At 71.2% G+C, this 17851-nt stretch carries 7 protein-coding genes; 1 reads left to right on the forward strand and 6 read right to left on the reverse strand.

Features of this window, described 5'->3' with window-relative positions:
• Positions 1-50 precede the first annotated feature (50 nt).
• The 6 genes from ABZ319_RS13330 to ABZ319_RS13355 form a co-directional block, all read right to left on the reverse strand.
• Positions 51-4772 carry an amino acid adenylation domain-containing protein gene (locus tag ABZ319_RS13330; RefSeq protein WP_354986635.1) on the reverse strand — a complete coding sequence of 1574 codons (4722 nt, stop codon included), beginning with the start codon at positions 4770-4772 and terminating at the stop codon, positions 51-53.
• Positions 4769-9880 (reverse strand): amino acid adenylation domain-containing protein, encoded by a 5112-nt coding sequence (locus ABZ319_RS13335; RefSeq protein WP_354986636.1) that lies wholly within the window; start codon positions 9878-9880, stop codon positions 4769-4771. Before ABZ319_RS13335 ends, ABZ319_RS13330 begins: the two co-directional genes overlap by 4 nt.
• A 13-nt stretch (positions 9881-9893) precedes the next feature.
• Positions 9894-13538, reverse strand: a complete 3645-nt coding sequence (locus ABZ319_RS13340; protein ID WP_354986637.1) for an acyltransferase domain-containing protein — start codon at positions 13536-13538, stop codon at positions 9894-9896.
• Positions 13531-14847, reverse strand: coding sequence for a polyketide synthase (locus tag ABZ319_RS13345; RefSeq protein ID WP_354986638.1), 1317 nt, complete (start codon positions 14845-14847; stop codon positions 13531-13533). Before ABZ319_RS13345 ends, ABZ319_RS13340 begins: the two co-directional genes overlap by 8 nt.
• A complete protein-coding gene (locus tag ABZ319_RS13350; protein WP_354986639.1) occupies positions 14844-15599 on the reverse strand; it encodes an alpha/beta fold hydrolase in 756 nt (251 codons plus the stop codon). Before ABZ319_RS13350 ends, ABZ319_RS13345 begins: the two co-directional genes overlap by 4 nt.
• 348 nt (positions 15600-15947) lie before the next feature.
• On the reverse strand, positions 15948-17231 hold the full coding sequence (locus ABZ319_RS13355) for a SidA/IucD/PvdA family monooxygenase (RefSeq protein ID WP_354986640.1): 1284 nt from the start codon (positions 17229-17231) through the stop codon (positions 15948-15950).
• A gap of 174 nt (positions 17232-17405) precedes the next feature.
• Between ABZ319_RS13355 and ABZ319_RS13360 the strand changes: the two genes are divergently transcribed.
• On the forward strand, positions 17406-17840 hold the full coding sequence (locus tag ABZ319_RS13360) for a TIGR03667 family PPOX class F420-dependent oxidoreductase (RefSeq protein WP_354986641.1): 435 nt from the start codon (positions 17406-17408) through the stop codon (positions 17838-17840).
• The last annotated feature ends 11 nt before the right edge of the window (positions 17841-17851 follow it).

Raw genomic sequence — 17851 nt, forward strand, 5'->3', positions numbered from 1 at the left:
TCGGGCCCGGATCGCCGCCGCCCCAGCCGGTGGCGGCGACCCGGGGCTCGTCACAGCGCCGCGCTCAGGGCGCGGACGCTGAGGTTCCAGAGTTCGGTCAGCCGGACGGCCTCGGACTCGGTGAACAGGGCGGTGCTCCAGCGCCACGTGGTGGTCAGGCGCGGGCCTTCGGGGGTCGCGCCGATGCCCGCGATCACGTCGAGGGCGTAGCGCAGCGGTAGATCCGGTTCCGGGTCCAGGGGCAGCGCCTCGGCGTGTTCACCCGTGTACAGGGACCAGGCCGTCGCGTCCCCGGCCGTGAGGTCGACGCGGCCCAGGTAGTTGAACTCGAGCTGCGGGTGCGGGGCCGTCGCCAATTCCGGGTCGCGGGTGAGGTAGCGCAGGACGCCGTAGTCCGAACCCTGATTCGGCAGGGCGGTCAGGTGCTCGGCCACGGAGTCGAGCAGGGCGCGCGCGGCACTCGGATCCCGGTGCGCCCGGGCATGATCGACTTGCGCGCCGCGCCCGAGCCGGACCGGGTAGACCGTGGTGAACCAGCCGACCGTGTTGCTCGTGTCGGTGCCGAGCAGTTCGTCCGCGCGGCCGTGCCCTTCGAGGGCGATGAGCGCTCCCCCGGTCGAATCCTGCCCGCGTTCCGCGCGCCAGCTCGCCAGGGTGATGGTGAGGGCGGTGAGCAGGAATTCGCGCACGCCCTCGGCGCGGGTGAGGCGGGACAGCAGTCGTTCGGTGACGGCGACCGGGGTGTGCGCGGTGGCGACGCGCAGGGTCGACCAGGTGTCGGTGCGCGGGTCCGGAATCCGGGCTCCGAGGGCGGGATCCGGGCCGCGCAGTTGGCTCGCCCAGTAGTCGCGTTGCGCCGACACGGCGGGATCGTGGGCCCGCTCCCCCATCAACCGGGCGAACTCGCGGTAGGCCGTGACTTCCGGCAGTGGGCGGGGTGCGTCGCCCATGCCGGCTCGCGCCCGCGCGTCGTTCAGGGTCGCGAGGAGCAGGTGCCAGGACACCACGTCGACGGCCAAGTGGTGGATGGCCAGCAGCAGAACCGCGCCCCCGGGTGCGTGTGGAAACCATGCCGCGCGGACCATATCGCCGGTGCGGGGGTCGATGCCGTCGTCGGCGCGGCGAGCGGCCGCGCGTAGTGCCGCGGCGAAGGCGCCGGGGGACGGCGGATCGCAGGCCGGCGTGGAGTGCGCCGATGCGGGCGGACCACCGGCGGTCGAGTGCTCGGGGCCGGACTCCACGGGACCGGAAGGTGACAGGCCGGCAGTTGGCGGACCAGCGGTTGGCGGACCGTCCCGCCCCGAGTCGAGCCGGTCCACAAAGATATTCCCAACCGGCACGCTCCCGCGCTCCCGTGTGCGCAGGCGTGGCCCGGCCGGGGTATCGGTGAGGATCGCGCGCAGGGTGTCGTGGTTGTCCAGCAGAATCCGCAGTGCGACTTCGAGCTGCGGGCGGGTCATCCCCGGCGGGGTGCGCAGCAGGGCGGTCTGGGTGAAGCGGCGGTAGTTGCCGTACTCGTGCAGCCAGGCGACCACCGGGAGCGGCGGCACCTCGCCGTAGTCGGGGGTTCGGTCCGGAACACCCGGGGCGGCAGCGGCATCCACGGCGGCGGCGAGGTCGCGAATGGTGGGCGTGGCCAGCACCATGCGCGGGGTGAGGGTCAGGCCGCGGCGGCGAGCTCTGTTGACCAGGTCGATGGCGACGATGCTGTCCACGCCCAGGGCGAAGAAGTCGTCGTCGGCGGCGGGGGTGCGGCCTTCGAAGAGCTCGGTCAGGATTTCGCCGAGTTCCTTCTCCGTGGGGGTGGCCGCGGTGTCGCGGACGCCGGTCGCCGACAGAGCCTGTTCGGCCATGCTCGTGAGTTCGCGGGCGTCGAGTTTGCCGTTCACGGTGGTGGGCAGATTCGGCAGGACGAGCAGGCGGGCGGGAATCATGTACGCGGGCAAGCTTTCCGCGAGAACCGCGCGGAGCCGCGCGGGGTCGATCACATCTCCGCGAGCACGGGGATCCCCCACCAGGAAACCCACGAGACTCGCGCCGCCCGCCCGGCGGACCACGGTGACCGCGGCCGTGCTCACGCCGGGCAATCGTCGTAGCGCCGTCTCGATTTCGCCCATCTCGATGCGGTAGCCGCGCACTTTGACCTGGTCGTCGGCGCGGCCCAGATAGCCGAGACCGCCGTGGGCGAGGCGGCGCACCAGATCGCCCGTGCGGTACATGCGGTGGCCGGGCCGGAAGGTGTCCGCGACGAAGCGATCGGCGGTGGCGGCGGCCCGCTCGACATAGCCGCGCGCGAGTTGCGGGCCGGACAGGTACAGCTCGCCGACGACGCCGTGCGGCACCGGGCGCAGCCTGGAATCCAATACGTAGCAGGCCATTCCGGTGTTCGGCGTCCCTATGGTGGGGGTCTCGTGGTCCGCGACCGGCGCGACGACCGCTTCGACGGTGGTCTCGGTCGGCCCATAGCAGTTGTAGACGGCGGTGCCCGGTGCACCACCTGCCGGAGCCAGGGCTCGCATGCGGGTCCACAGCGCGCCGTCGATCGCTTCACCGCCGAGGGCCAGCACCGGGAGCGGGCGGTCCGCGAGCCCGGCGGCCAGGAGCTGGGCGAACATCGACGGTGTCGTATCGATCATGTCCAGGGCGAATTCGGCTATGCCCTCGACCAATCGGCCCGCGTCGCGCAGCTCCTCGGCGTCGAACAGGTGCACGGTGTGGCCGTCGAGCAGCCCGGCCATGGGCTGCCAGGAGGCGTCGAAGCTCAGCGACCAGGCGTGCGCTATGCGCAGCGGGCGGCCGAGACGGGCACGGGCGGAGCGGTAGACGCGTTCGCGATGGTCGGCGCAGTAGGCCAGAAGGGCGGCATGGGTGCCCGTGACACCCTTGGGTGCACCGGTCGAGCCGGAGGTGAAGATCAGATACGCGGCGTGCAGCGGGTGGCGGAACACCTCGGGTGTCGTGACGGGATGACGGGACAGCCGCTCGGCGACCGAAGGGTCGTCCAGCAGCACGGATTTCCGGCCGCCCACCGATTCGCGACAGGCGGCCACGGTGACCAGCAGGGCGGGCGCCGATTGCTCGAGGATGGATTCGATTCGCGCGGGCGGAAGCGAGATGTCCACCGGCACATAGGCCGCGCCGGCTGCCAGGGTGGCGAGCAGTGCGACTATGGCCTCCGGTCCGCGCGGCAGCAGCAGGGCGACAACGGATTCCGGTCCCACACCCCACCCGGCCAGCTCGTTGGCCAGCCGAGCGGCGGCGGCGCGTAGCTCGCGATAGGTCAGACACACTCCCCCGCTCGTCTGCAGAGCCACCGCGCCGGGAGTCCGCGCGGCCTGTTCTTCGAACCCGGTCCAAACGGACCCGGCGAACGCCGAGGCGGCCGGTGCGGGCGACACCGCACCGACAGGGCCGTTCGGACCTGCAGACGTGCCATTCGGAGCTGAGAGAAGTCCGTTCAGACCTTCGGCAGCGGTCAGCACCTCCAGGGCGTCGGGGGTCGCGTCGGCGATGCCGGGGAGTTGGCGGAGCAGGCCGAGGAGGCGGGCGCCCAGGTCGGGGGCGGACAGGTGGGGCAGGGCGGCTGGGACGGCCTCGATCAGGACCACCAGGTCGTCGGCGGCGAGGTGGGCGACGACGGTGAGGGGGTAGTGGGCCAGGCTTTCCATCTCGCGGGGGCGGAAGTGGGCCCCATCGGGGGTGCGGACCGCGTGGACGGCGGCGCCGATGGGAGCGTTCTCGAAGACGAAGAGGGTGTCGAAGAGGGAACCGTGGCCGCCGGCGCGCTGAATGTCGGAGAGGGCCAGGTACCCGTGATCGCGCATGGCGGCGCAGTCGCGTTGCAGGCGTTGACATTGCGTGACGACACTCAGGGTGTAATCGAGGCGGTGTGCGACCGGGACCGTGTTGATGAACAGGCCGACCATGGTCTCCACGCCCGGAAGATGTTCGGGGCGGCCGGAGATCGTGGCGCCGTAGACGATGTCGCGGCGGTCCGTGAGGCGGCCGAGCAGGACCGACCAGGCGAATTGCACGGCGGTATTGAGCGTCAGCCCGTGCTCTCGCGACCAGTCGCGGAGTCGGCGGGTGTCGGCGGCGGAGAGCAGCAGCCTGGTCGTCTCGGGGATCGAGTTCGGCTGTGGGACAGCCTCGGCCAGCATGAGCGGGGCGGACAGCAGGCTCAGGTAGTCGGCCCACGCGGCCGTGGCCACGGCGCGATCCCGCCCGGCGAGCCAGGCGATGTAGTCCCGGTAGGGGTGCGGTGCGGGCAGTGCGCCGGTGCGGCCGCCCGCCGCGTGCACGGCCAGGAGTTCGGTGACGAATACCGCGACCGACCAGCCGTCCATGAGGATGTGGTGCGCGGTCAGAATCAGGCGGCGCGCGCCCGAACGCGGGTCGTGCACGATGCGGAAGCGCAGGGCCGGACCCCGGGACAGGTCGAACGGCGTGCGGCGATCGGCGGCGGCCATATCATCGAATTGCTCAGCAGTGCAGTCGTCTTCGTACCACGGCAGCTCTACCTCGGCCGGAATGATCTGCACCGGGTGCGGCACGTTCTCGTCCCAGAACGCCGCCTCGAGATTCGGGTGGCGTTCCAGCATCGCGGCGGCGCTGCGGCGCAGCAGCGGCAGGTCGAGCGGGCCGTCGACATCCGCGACGAACTGCATGGTGTACAGGTCCAGGTCGGGTCCACCGACACGGGCCAGCGCGAACAAGCCCTGCTGTAAAGGGCTCAGGGCCAGGACATCCCGGATGCGCGACGGCTGGTTCACGGCCGCTCCTGCCACGCGGTCGTCAGCGCTGCCAGCGCCTCGGCGTCGAGGCCGGAGGCGCTCATGGGCGCGGAGCGCGGTCCGGCGGCCGAATCCGGCTGCGGATCAGCGCTTTCCGTGGCGGACACCGCGGCGGCCAGCTCGGCGATCGTCAGGTGCTCGAACACCAGCTGCGGCGTCAGCGCGAGGCCCGCCTCCGCCGCACGCGCGGACCATTGGATCGAGATCACGCTGTCGCCGCCGAGGGCGAAGAAGTTGTCCTCGGGATCGACCCCGGTGATCTCCAGCAGTTCTTCCAGCAGGGCGATGAGGGTGATCTCGGTGGGGGTCGCGGGGCGGTCCGGATCCGTTTCCGGGGTGCGGTCGCGCACCACGGGCCGGGGCGCGGTCCGCAGCCGTTCGAGTTCGGCGGCGGGCAGGACCGTCAGTTCCGCGACCGGGAGGCCGGGCTCGGTGGCGTAGGCGTGCAGGGCGGCGTCCAGTGCCGCGGCGATGGAACGGACCGTATCCGGCTCGTACAGATCGGCATTCGCGACCACCCGCACCGCCAGACCGCCGTCCGCGGTCACGGTCAGGCTCAGATTCAGGTCCAGGAACGAGACGTCGAAATCGACGGGCAGGACCGTCACGGTGGTGTCCCCGGACAGCGCCAGGGCCGCCGGCGCCCACTCCGCGCCGCGGAAGTGCAGCATGGACTGGAACAGCGGATTGCGGGAGCGCGACCGCGGCGGATTGAGCGCTTCCACCACCCGCTCGATCGGCAATTCCTGGTGCGCGTACGCGTCGAGCACGACATCGCGGCCGCGCAGCACGGTGTCGCGCAGCGTGGGCGCGCCGGACAGGTCGTTGCGCAGCACGACCATATTGGCGAACAGACCCACCAGGTGCTGCACGGCCGTGTCCACGCGTGCGGCGACGGGCGTGCCGAGGGTGATGTCCGGTCCCCCGCCGAGTGTGTGCAGCAGGGTCGCCACGATCGACTGGTAGAGCATGAATTCGGTGGCGCCACAGTGCTCGGCGAGCGCGGTGAGTTCCGCGCGCCGGGCCGGGGCGAGGGTGAAGGTGACGACCTCGCCGCGCCTACCCGGGATCGGCGGGCGCGGGCGATCGTGCGCGACATCGATTTCGACGGGCGCGCCGGCCAGAGTCGCACGCCAGTAATCGATCCGAGCCCGGGCGAACGCGCTCGGCGCACCACCCGCGCCGGTGTCGAAGACCTCGTGCTGCCACAGCGCGTGGTCCGCGTACTGCACCGGGAGTGCGGGCCACCGCGGCGGCGCGGCGGTGGCCACCCGCGCCCGGTACGCGGTCACCAGGTCGGCCAGCAGCAGGCCGAGGGAGGCGTGATCGGCGACGATGTGATGCACGAGCAGGGACAGCACCCGGGTCTCGGGGCCGAGCACCAGCAGCCGGGCCCGCAGCAGCGGGGCGGATTCCACGGCGAAGTGCAGGCCGGCGATCGCCGCGAGTTCGGAATCCAGTGCGGCGGCGTCGATATCGGTGACGGGCAGCGGGATCTCGAGGTGATCGTGCACGAGTTGGCAGGGCACACCGCCCTGTTCGGGGAACGAGGTGCGCAGCGCCTCGTGCCGGGTGACCACATCGTTCAGCGCGGCGGTGAGGGCCGCGGTGTCCAGTGCGCCGTCCACGCGCATCGCGAAGGGCAGATTGCCGACCGCGCTCGGACCCTCCATGCGGTACTGGAACCACATGGCCAGCTGTGAGTACGACAGCGGAAGACGCTGCGGCCGTTGACGTTCGACGAGCGCGGGCCGGTCGGTGGGCTCGGGAGCCGATTCGAAGCCCACCGCGCCGGATGTCGCCGCGTCGAGGTCGATGTCGAACTCCGCGCGGAAGTGCGCCACCAGCAGCGCGGCCAGTCCCGCCGCCGTCGGCGCGTCGAAGACGACCCGGACCTCGAGTTCCACCCCGAATTCGGCGCGCATCCGGGCGATCAGGCGAGCCGCCAGCAGGGAATGGCCGCCCAGTTCGAAGAACGAGTCGTCCGCACCCACGGACTCGCGATCGAAGAGCTGACCGTAGATCTCGCAGAGGCGGCGCTCGGTCGCGGTGGCGGGGGCGCGGTGGACCCGGCGGGTCGCGGGGACCGCCGCGGGCAGGGCTCGCCGGTCCAGCTTGCCGTTGACCGTCAGCGGAATCTCGTCGATGACGGCGAAAGCGCCGGGCACCATGAACTCCGGGAGCACGGTCGCGGCGTGCGCGCGCACACCCTCGATCTCCACCCGCTGCCCGGCCGCGGGCACCACGTAGGCGGCCAGCAGCGGACCGGCCGCCTGATCCCGGGCCACCACGACCACGCAGTGCCCGACCGCGGGGTGCGCGGTCAGCGCGGCTTCGACCTCGCCGAGTTCGATGCGGTAGCCGCGGACCTTGACCTGTTCGTCGGCCCGGCCCACGAAGTCGATCTCGCCGAACTCGTTGCGGCGGGCCAGATCTCCGGACCGATACAGGCGCGCGCCCGGGGAGAAGGGGTCGGCGACGAAACGCTCGGCGGTCAGCCCCGGCCTGCCCAGGTACCCGCGCGCCAATTGCGCACCGCCCAGGTAGATTTCGCCGACCACGCCGGCGGGCACCAGGCCCAGCGCGTCGTCCAGGATGTAGGCCGCGACGTTCCGGTTCGGCACCCCGATGGGCACGATGCCCGTGCCCTGCGGGCCTTCCACCGGCATGTGGGTGGCGCAGACCACGGCCTCGGTGGGGCCGTAGTGATTTCGCAGTTCGGCGTCGAAGACGGTGGCGAAACGGTCGGCCACTTCCCCGGTGAGCGCCTCGCCGCCGACCGGAACATGGCGCAGCGCACGCCATTCGCTGACCTCGGGCAGCAGCAGGAAGGTGCTCAGCATCGACGGCACCATGTGCAGCACCGTCACGCCCTGGCGGGTGATGAGATCGGCGACGTACCGGATGTCCCGGAAGGCATCGGGTTTCGGCACGACGAGCCGCGCGCCCAGGGCCAGGGTGACGAAGATGTCCAGCAGGGAGGCGTCGAAGCTGACCGAGGACGATTGCAGCAGGCGATCCTGGGCGGTCATGCCCCATTCGGCCGCGAAGCCGGTGACGTGCTCGGCGATGGCCGCGTGCTCGACCGGGACGCCCTTGGGACGGCCGGTGGAACCGGAGGTGTAGATGATGTACGCCAGGTTGGACGGGTGCAGCGGGCGGATGCGATCGGCATCGGCGGGTGCGGCGCCGGAAAGTTCGGCGGCGGCGGTTTCGGCCGCGGCGAAGGACTCGTGATCCAGGACCAGCCGGGGGCGGGCATCGGCGACCAGGTAGGCGATGCGGTCGGGCGGGTAGGCCGGGTCGATGGGCAGGTAGGCCGCGCCCGCTTCCAGCACCGCGAACAGGGCCACGATGAAGTCGACCGAGGTGCTCATCCGCAGGCCGACGATGTCCTCGGGGCCGATGCCGTCGCGGATCAGCTTGTGCGCCAGCCGGTGCACGCGGGCGGCGAGGTCCGCGTAGGTGAGGTGCTCGGTGTCCGAGACCAGGGCCGTGGCCTGCGGGGTCGCGGCCACCGAGTGTTCGAAGAGCTCGACGACGGTCGTGGGAGCGGCGGGGACGAGCGGGCCGCGGGACAGGTCCAGGAGTTCGGCGGCGTCGTCCGGGCCGAGCATGTCGAGGTTGCCGAGGCGGCGATCCGGCGTGGTCAGGGCACTGTCCAGGAGGTGGGCGTAGTGCTCGAGCATGCGCTGCACGAGCGCGCCGTGCAGCACGTCGACCTGGTACTCGGCTTCCAGCACGGCCGGCACCCGGTGCGGCCCCGTGGATTCCGAGTCAAGGGACGCCGAGTCGGCGGACGCCGCGGTGACCACGGCCAGCGCCAGCGGCACCTGCGCGGTGGGTGCGCCGAGCTCGTCGAGCCGGGTGGCGTCGATGCCGTCCAGGTCGAAGCCGTTCACGTTCTTGCGCACGCTGAAGCCCAGGCGCGCCAGCTGATCCATGCCGTCCCGGCCGCCGGCGCGCTCGGGATTCACCTCGCGCACCACCCGATCGATCCCGACGCCCTGGCGGGCGAAGGCGGCGAGGCAGGTGTGTTTGGTGGACTCCACCAGGTCGGTGAACGAGGCTCCCGCGGGCACGGTTTCGCGGATCAGCAGGGTGTTGCCGAAGTAGCCGATCAGGTTTTCGGCGGCGGCGGAGCGGCGGTCGGTGACCGGGATGGCGACCAGGAAATCGCCCGCGGCGGTGTAGCGCTCGATGAGGGCGGCGTAGGCGGCGAGCAGCACCATGAAGGGGCTGGCCGCGTGGGCGCGCGCGAAGGCGTCCACCCGGTCGAGCAGGCCCGCGGGCAGTGGGACGGTGCGGCGGGCGGCGGCGCGGCCGGGGGCGGGCAGCGCCGCACCCGGCAGCTCCAGCGGCTCGGGGGGCGGGCGCAGTGTTGTGCGCCAGTAGTCGACGTCGGCGTCGTTCTCGGCGGGTGCGTCGAGCACCTCCAGATCGATGAATTGCGCTGCGAGGGCCGGCTTCCCGCTGCCGCGATAGGCCGCGTTCAGTTCGGTGAACAGCACTCCCCAGGCATCGTCGTCCCAGCAGATGTGATGCACGGCCAGCAGCAGCACGTGGTCTCGGGCGCCGGTGCGCACCAGGCTCACCCGCAGCGGTGTCTCGGTCGCCAGGTCGAAGGCGCGCGCGAACTCCCGGCGGGCCAGGACCTCCACGCGCACCGGGCGACTCTGCTCGGGCAGGTCGGTCAGATCGTGGGATCGCCAGGACACCTCGGCGGTGTCGGTGAACACCTGGAACGGTTCACCGTCGGCGTCCACGCCGTAGGTGGTGCGCAGGATGTCGTGCCGGGCGGCGACGGCGGTGAACGCCGTGTGCAGGCGGTCCGCGTCGAGCTCGCCCGAAAGCCGGTAGGCCACACAGATGTTGAGGGCGGTGTCGAGGGGATCGCGGGTTTGCAGGAACCACATCCGGCGCTGTCCGGCCGAGAGCGGACGGCGCTCCCCCGCCGCGGTGCGCGGCGGCGGAGCACCCGAACCGTCCTCGGCCAGGCCGTTCTCGGCCAGCCGGCGGCGCAACAGCGCACGGCGGCGGTCGGTGGCGGACAGGTCTTCGCGCACGGTGGCGTCGGTGTCTGACATGAGATCTGGCCCCTCAGCGCTGGATGGTGTTCTGTGCCATGAGCGAAACGACGTCGTCGAACGACGCGCCGCCCAGAATCGCCGCGACCGGCAGGTCCCGGTCCAGGACCGATCGCACGCGTTTGCGGAAGTCCAGGGCCTGCAACGAATCCAGGCCCAGGGCGACCAGTGGAATGGAACGGTCGAGGTGCTCGCCGGGCGCCACGCCCATGACGCGTTCGAGTTCGGTGAGCACTCGATCGGCGAGCGGGCGGGTGTCGGCCGGAACCGGAGCGCCCGCCGCGGCCGACCGCCCCTCGGGGCCGGAGGCGTCCGGTCCCGGAACCGCGTGCGGCGAAGGTCGGTTCGCGGCTTCGGACGTCCGGTCCTGCATCGACTGTCCGCCCGGGGTCCCCCGGGCCGCTGCGGTCCCCAGTTGCCCGGCCGAAGAGCCGGCCCGGCCTATCACAGCTCCGGGCCGATCGAAGCCGGCGCCGAACGGCTCGGCCGCCGGATTCCGGTGCCCGGCCGCCTGTTCCGGAGGGTCGGGAACCAGTGCGAGCAGCGGGGCCTGACCGAACGCATCGAGCACATCGCGCAACGTGGGCCAGTCGGCGGAGATGATCACCGCGTCGGCGGGCGCGCCGGTGAGACCGGCGGCAATCGCGTCCGGTGGATTCATCGGGTACACACCGACTCCCGAGACCCGGGCGAAACCGTCGGCGTCGAGCGGGCCCGCCTCGCTCCACAGGCTCCACTGCAGGGCGGTGGCGTCCAGGCCGTCCGCGCGCAGCCGCCGCGCGGTCACGTCGAGCAGGCGGTTGGCCGCCGCGTACAGGGCCTGGCCCCGGCCACCGATGGTCGCCGCCAGCGACGAGCACAGCACGATGCGGCAGGTGGGGGTACGCGCCACCGTGGCCAGGACCGATTCCAGTCCGATCACCTTGGCGGCCGTGGCGGCGACAACCAGGTCTGGGCCGATGTCCGCGAGATCGGCGGCCACGTAGTCGACCGCCGCGTGAATCAGCAGGCTCACCGGCCGCGCGGCGGATGCGCCGGCGAACAGCGCGAGCGCCGCGGGATCGACGACGTCGCACGCCGCCACCTCGATCTCGGTGCGCCCGATTCCGCGCAGTCGGACGAGATCGGCTGCTATGGAAGGAGATTCACCGGTGCGGCTCAGCAGTGTCACCCGGATTGCACCGGTCCGCGCGAAATGCTCTGCGAACAACAGCCCGAGTTTTCCCGTACCGCCCACGATCAAGACGTGGCCGAGATCCGCCGCCGGGCCGGGCGCGGAGTCGTCGGACACCAGGCGTTTGACGAACACCTTCTCCGCACGCAGCGCCATCTCCGGCTCACCGGCCGTATGCAGCGCACCGATCGCCCGGGCGGCCTGCTCGATCCCGGACCCCGCCGACAGGTCCAGATGCCGGACCCGCGCACCCGGCAGTTCGGCCCCCGCACAGCGGAATCCGGCGGCAGCCGCGGCGAGGTACGGGGAGAGACCGTCTTCCCCGGACGTCACCGTCTCACCACCAACGGTGATCAGCCACAGCTCACGGTGCAGCGCTGCCGCTCGCCCATTCACCGCAGCCGGTGGTTCCGCACTCGCGCCGCGGTCATCACGGCTCAGATCGGTGCCGCCCGCAACGACCGGCACAGCCGAATTCCGTCCCGCCCGCACGCCCGGCACTGCACCGGCAGGACCGTCGCCGGACGTCGGGACGGTGTGGCCCGCCATCGGGACGTCCTCGGTCCCGCGATCATTTTCCGGTCCCGCCCCGCTCCGCCAACTCGATGGCGAGGCCGGTCGCGCGCCCCTCTGTCTCACATCGCTTGCAAGCCCGGCCGCAGCGACCGGCTCATCGGCATCGCAGGGGGCGGCCCACCGCGTCGGCCGGAAGTCGTTCTGCGGGAACGCCGGCTTTCCAGCGGCGGCTGAGAATGCAGTAGCCGCCGAAATCCAGCGCGATTCGGCGAAGAAGGTCGCCAAGAGGTCGGTGTTCGCGCCGGTCGCGGTGGCGGACGGCGCGGAGAGCAGGATTGCAAGGGTGTCGTAGGCACTCAGGTCGGATTCGTTCTCCGACAGCACTTCTGCGCTGGCTCCGTATCGATCGGCGGAGCGCACCAGGGCGGCGGTCAGCTCCGCGCAGTCATCCGTCGGATCGATCAGGGCGATGCGGCGCGGCGGGGTCAGGGACCGCTGATTCCAGGGAATCCAGGTTTCGACCAGGCGCTGTGGGGCGGGGACCGGCGGCGGGGGCGGGTGGATTCGGCTGTCGTCGTGGCCGATCGGCGCCCACAGGCGGCGTTCGTTCATGACCGTGTGCGGGAAGTCGCGCAGCGGGAGGGCGGGGGGTTCGCCGGTGCGCAGGGCGTCCCAGTCGTAGTTCAGGTCGGCTACCGCGACCGCGGCCAGGTTGCGGGTGAACTCGGTCAGGCCGGTCGCGGTGCGCAGGGAGGTGGCGAGCACCGTGTAGTCGCGCGGGCCGTGCACCGGGTCGGGCGGGACCAGGGTGAGGTTCTCCTGAATCGCCAACTGCAACACGGGGTGTTCGACCACCTCGATGAAGGTGTCGATGCCGTCGGTCGCGGCCGCGACGACGGCACGATCGAAGCGCACCCGGTTGCGCAGGTTCCAGTACCAGTACTCCTCCTGCGCCAGCTCCGGGGACAGGATCTCACCGAGAGTCGAGCCGTAGCAGAGGATCTCGGTGGGCAGGAAGTGCTCGTTTTCCATGTCCGCGCTGAGGAAGGCGCCTAGATCCGCGCGCAATTCGGCGACGATGGAGGTGTGTGCCGGATAGGCGACCCGGATCTCACGCGCGAACCGGCCGCCGCCGGTGGCCGACACCACCAGTTCGCCGACGGTTTCGCGGGTTCCCGAGACGGCCATGATGTGCGGGGAGTTCACCACCGACAGTTCGGCCCAGCCCGAATGCCGGGCCAGCAGCGCCTCGCACTCCTCGCGATCCATGGCCAGCACCGCCATGGAGTAGCCGCGCGGGGACAGCCGCTCGACCAGCCGGGAGCGATGCGTCACCACCAGGACCGCGTCGTGCAGCGACATCACCGCCGACACCGCACCGGCGGCCAGTTCGCCCTGGCTGTGACCGATGGTGGCGGCCGGGTGCACCCCGGCGGCCCGCCACATCGCGGCCAGCCCGGTCATGTGGAACATCAAGGCGGGCTGCACTTCCCACACCTCATCTTGAAACCGGCCCTCGTCGCCGAGCAGATAGTGCAGCGGCTGGTTCTGGCCGAATCGCGCGGCGTGCAGGGCGGCACAGGCATCGACGGCGGCCCGATAGGCCGGGGAGAGTTCGTAGTACAGCCCGCCCATGCCGGGGCGCTGGCCGCCCTGGCCGGGGAAGACGAAGCCGATGCGGCGCGCCGTGGCGGGCCCGTCGCCGGCCACCACCAGCGGATGGGGCACGCCCGCGGCAATAGCGCGCAGGGCCTGCAGCAGGTCGGACCGGGCTGTCACCATGGCCAGTGCCCGATGGCGGCGCACGGTTCTGGTGCGGAAGAGCATGTCCGACACCCGATCCGGGCCGACCGCGGCGTGGCACTCCAGGTAGCCCGCGACGGCGGCGGCCTCGGCGCGCAGGCCCGGTCCGGTATCGGAGGACAGCGGGACCGGGATGGTCCCGTCGGGCAGTCGGTGGCTAGACATCGCTCTCCCGCGGGACCGGCATGCCGATGATGGCGTGCGCGTTGGTGCCCGAGACACCGAAGGAGGACACCGCGGCGTAGCGGCAGTCGTCGATCGGGTCCCAGTCCGTCAGCTCGGTGGCCAGCCGTAAACCGGCTGTATCCCAGTTGATTTCCGCGGTGGGACGGTCGGCGAACAGCGAGGGCGCGACCTGCCCATGCAGGCCGCACAGCAGCACCTTGATCAGCCCCAGCATGCCCGCGGCCGCCTGGGCGTGACCGGTGTTCGACTTCACCGAACCCAGGTACGGGCCCGCGCCGCCCGCGCTCCCGTAGGTGCCGGCCAAGGCGGCCAGCTCCAGCGGATCGCCGACCGGTGTCCCGGTTCCATGACCCTCGACGACCCCGACCCGATCCGGTGCGACCCCGGACGCGGCCAGCGTGCCGCGAATCAGGCGCTCCTGCGCGGCGGCGCTCGGCACCGCGAGCGGTGCACCGCCGCCGTTGTGGTTCACCCGCGAAGCCAGCAGGCGCCCGTACACCCGGTGCCCGCGCGCCGCCGCCCGTGATTCCCGTTCCAGCACAACCACTCCCGCACCCTCGCCCCACAGCGTTCCGGTGGCGTCGGCGGCGTAGGGGCGGCAGTGCCCGTCGGCGGCGAGGGCGTTGTTCCTGGCGAACTCGTAGAACGCGCCCGGCGAGCCCATGACGCAGACCCCGCCCGCCAGCGCCCAATCGCACTCGCCCGCGCGAATGGCCGCCGCGGCCTGATGCACCGCGGTGAGCGAGGAGGCGCAGGCGGTATCGACGCTGATGGACGGCCCGAGCAGACCGAACGCGTGCGAGATCCGACCGGCCACCGCGCCCTGTGCGGCGCCGGTGACGCGATAGCCGTTGAACTCGTTGATCTCCGAGGCGCGCGGTCCGTACTCCATGGTGGAGACGCCCATCCAGCACCCGGCCGAATCACCTTCCAACGCAGCCGGATTCATTCCCGCGTGTTCGAGGGCGCGCCAGGCCACCCGCAGCGCCACGCGCTGTTGCGGATCCATCGCGACGGCCTCACGCGGGGTGATGCCGAAGAAGAGCGGATCGAATTCGGCGGCGGCGGTGAGGAATCCACCGGCGTCGCACACCGTCCCCCAGCCCTCGCGCTCGCCCAGGCCCAAGACCTCGGCGAGCGGCCATTCCCGATCACGCGGAAACGCGCCGATCAATTCCCGGCCCCCGGCCAGCGCGGACCAGAACTCCGCCGGTGTGCCGACCCCGCCGGGCGCTTCGACCCCGATGCCCGCGATCACGATGGGATCGCCCGGATCGGCCCCGCTCATGCGACCCCGCTCGATTGCGGGACCAGCAGATCGGCGATGCCCGCGGCGTGCTCGTCGATGTAGAAGTGCCCGCCCGCGAACAGCGTCACCCGCAATCCACCGGCGGTATGCGGTTCCCACGCGTACAGCGCACGGGGCGAGACGAATTCGTCCTCGTCACCACCCAGGGCCACGATCGGGGCGCGCACGGCGATGCCGGGGGCACACGAGTAGGCATCGAAGGCGCGGTAGTCGGCCTTCATGACCGGCAGCGCCATGCGCAGCAGTTCCCGGCTGGCCAGCACCTCGGCGCCGGTGCCGTTGAGCGCGGACAGATGATCGAGCAGTTCCTCGTCACCGGTGGGGTGCGGGGGCAGTTCGGCGATGAGCGCGGGCGCGGCCGAGGACGAGACCGCCAGCAGGCGCACGCCCACCCCGGCGGCCTCGGCCAGGCGGGCGAACTCGAAAGCCGCGACCGCGCCCATGCTGTGCCCGAACAGGGTCAGCGGCGCACCGGTGTGATGCGGTGAGCCGCGAAAGGCCGAGAATGCCCCGGCGGCAAGCTCGTTCAGCGTCGGCGCGGCCGCCTCCCGGGCGCGATCCTGGCGACCCGGGTACTGGAACACCACGGTGTCGAAGTGCGGGGCCAGCGATCTGGCAAAAACTCGATAAGCCGACGCGCCGGCGCCCGCGTGCGGGAAAATCAGCAGCGGCGGACAGCGATCGGAACCCGGAGCCTGAAATTGCCTGATCCATCCGAGTTCCCTTGGCATTGGCCATCTCTCCTGCACGCCGCCCACCGCACGCGGCATCATCGGTTCACCTGCCCCCCGGCGCCCGGGCAGTGCAACGCCCCCGAGTTAGTATAGGCTACCCTTACCGATCTTTGGGATGATTCGGTTGAGCAGGGCGAATCTCGCATAATTCACACAGTGATTCAGCGGCCCGCAATTCACAGCCGTGCGGATTTCACCCGCACCGACGCCGGATAATCTAGGCGGCCGTGCAATTCGCCCGCGATAGCGCATCGCGGTTGCCGCCACCGGCCGTAGCCGGACATTCGCCGACAGCCTGCGAGCCGGGCCCGCGGGGCTCGGCGCGCACCGCGAACCAGCCCACGGCTACCGATTCAGCCCGGCACGCTCACGCGCTCCGGGCCGCCGCCGCGCCGGATCCGGTCGCAGCACCCGATCCGAAAGTTCGCCCAGGCAACTGAGATTCGGGAAGCCCGGCCCCTGCGCCAGCGCCGCCATGTTGGGCAGGTACAGCTTGGCGTCCAGTCCGGACACCGCCAGGTCGTAGCCGATGGCGTTCTCGATGCGCGCCTGGGTGAGCGGTCCGCCCACGGCCAGCTCGAGCAGATCGGTCGCGCTCGCGTCGAACAGGTCCAGGAACCACAGCGGTTGCCCGCCGGTCGCGTCGACCACGAGATCGAAGGTGTGCACCTGATCCGCGCGCCGATCATTGGCCAGGGTGAGCGCGACCCGGCCGTCCTGATCGGCCATCGACGTCACCCTGCCCTGGAGATGGTGAACCCGGTTGTCGCCCAGCAGCGTTTCCTGCACGCGGACGGAGAACACCCCGCGATCGGTCCGGCGGATCACATCGCGGCGCTCCTCGGCGCCGAGCGTGCTCCACTTCGTCGGATCGCTGTACAGCGAGTTCTCGAAGAAGCTCTCGCCGCGGGTGTACAGCGTGGCGTTCGGCGAAATGACCGAGACCGTGAGCATTTCGTGCCGGACCAGCTCGTCCAGGGCCGAGCCCGCCGTCTCGCCGCCCCCGATGACCGCCGCCCGCGAGGACGGCGGCAGCAGTCGCCGTCCCGCCAGATCCCAGAAGCGCTGAATGCTGAGCACCTTCGGATGCGTGGTGAAGGCCCGATCGCTGCGACCCGGGCCGGTGATCATCACGGCGTCACAGTCGATTTCGCTGCTGCCGCCGCCGGCATCGGTGACCGTGACGAGCCAGCCGTCCGCGGCTGCGGCGATGCCGGTGACGCTGCCCGCGATCAACTCCATGTCGGTCTTGCGGCCTACCCACTGCAGATACCTGGCCCAGACGTGATGCTGGGGCGCGGGGCGGCCGCGATCGATCCACTCGGCGTAGGTGCCGTGCTCGATCAGGAAGGCGTTCCAGCTGAAATCGCGCATGGCCGCGTCGATCTCGCGATTGCGGCCGCGCGCCCACGTGGAGTGGTACGGGAAGCCGACGTCCTTCTCCGGGCTCGTGCCGAGTCGATGCTGACCGTCCGTCCAGCCTCCGCTGGGCAGCCAATTGCCGCCCACCGCATGCGATTCCACCACGATCACGCGTGGTGCGGGCAACCCGATCGCCCGCAACGCCTGCGACTTCGCCGCCACGGCAAGGGCTTTCGGACCTGCCCCGACCACCAGAACTGTGTCCACCGGTTCTCCCGCCTGTCACGGTTGCCCACTGTTGTCCACAGTGGGTAACCCACCGCCCCGGCTATATTTGCATAGGCTTACCTTATTTTGTGGGGCCACGTTCGGGATACGCCAGTAAAGAATCCGCATCGCCGATCCGGAATCGCCGCGACCGCACCCGCGTTGTCGCCTGATATGACCACTCACGCACCGCTCATCGACGCCGCCACCGATTTCGGCGCCCGCGTCGCCGCGCGCCTGCAGCGCGACAATGTCATCTGGCTCACCACGACCGCCGCCGACGGCACCCCGCAGCCCAACCCGGTCTGGTTCCTCTGGAACGGAACCGAGTTCCTGATCTTCAGCAAGCCCGGGCAGGCCAAGGTGCGCAACCTCACCCGGCAGCCGCGCGTCTCACTCAACCTCAACTCCACCTTCGACGGCGGCGACTTCGCCATCTTCGTCGGCGACGCGCACATCGCCGCGCAGCCCGCCACCCCCGGCGAGATCGCCGACTACACCGAGAAGTACACCGGCGGGCTCGCGAGCCTGAACTTCACCGCCGAGCAGTTCTTCGGCGAGTACAACACGCTGATCCGCATCACTCCCGACAAACTGCGCGGGTACTGACCCCACTAGGG

The organism is Nocardia sp. NPDC005978, assembly GCF_040614455.1.
Lineage (GTDB): Bacteria > Actinomycetota > Actinomycetes > Mycobacteriales > Mycobacteriaceae > Nocardia.

Excerpts from the sequence above, each read along its gene's own strand:
- ABZ319_RS13335 (WP_354986636.1), bottom strand. The coding sequence starts at position 9,880 with ATGTCAGACACCGACGCCACCGTGCGCGAAGACCTGTCCGCCACCGAC.
- ABZ319_RS13340 (WP_354986637.1), bottom strand. The coding sequence starts at position 13,538 with ATGTCTAGCCACCGACTGCCCGACGGGACCATCCCGGTCCCGCTGTCC.
- ABZ319_RS13345 (WP_354986638.1), bottom strand. The coding sequence starts at position 14,847 with ATGAGCGGGGCCGATCCGGGCGATCCCATCGTGATCGCGGGCATCGGG.
- ABZ319_RS13350 (WP_354986639.1), bottom strand. The coding sequence starts at position 15,599 with ATGCCAAGGGAACTCGGATGGATCAGGCAATTTCAGGCTCCGGGTTCC.
- ABZ319_RS13360 (WP_354986641.1), top strand. The coding sequence starts at position 17,406 with ATGACCACTCACGCACCGCTCATCGACGCCGCCACCGATTTCGGCGCC.